The sequence below is a fragment of the Escherichia sp. KCJ4928 genome, from assembly GCF_004352695.1.
Lineage (GTDB): Bacteria > Pseudomonadota > Gammaproteobacteria > Enterobacterales > Enterobacteriaceae > ECMA0423.
This window is the reverse complement of sequence record NZ_SJWV01000631.1, coordinates 1-405: the sequence shown is the minus strand read 5'-3', so window position 1 is coordinate 405 and position 405 is coordinate 1. Positions and strand designations below refer to the sequence as shown.

1 pseudogene is annotated in these 405 nt (G+C 48.1%); it reads left to right on the top strand.

Annotation, left to right across the window (positions count from 1 at the left end):
* Positions 1-164 precede the first annotated feature (164 nt).
* Positions 165-323, top strand: a pseudogene (locus E0D98_RS28300) (integrase); the annotation flags it as partial.
* Positions 324-405: the final 82 nt, after the last annotated feature.

Sequence of the window (405 nt, the reverse complement as noted above, 5' to 3'; positions counted from 1 at the left end):
AATCCTGCCGCACCATAGCCTGCTTTGCCGTCACAGACGGCAAAGCCGTTTGAGCCACTACCCCAGTTCGCATAAACCGGTTTTCTGGAGTCTTCTTCTGCGTCATAACAGGCCGAATAATCAAAAAACAGTGCATCGCTGATATTATTCTTCCTGACACCGGATTGTTGCTGCGTGCACTGGCCCAGGCTGCTCAGCGGGGTGAACGTGTCCCCACACCAGGCGAGCCACCCGCAAACATTGATGAACGGGTCATGATTTGTCCGTTAACAAACAGTCAGTTCATGACAAAAGCGAACAGTATTTTCATATCCTCCTCCTGAACAAATAATTTTTGTTCAAAATTAACGCTATGAGACCCTTTATGAAACACTTATCCCCCCGTGCAGCCACTGCGGATAATAA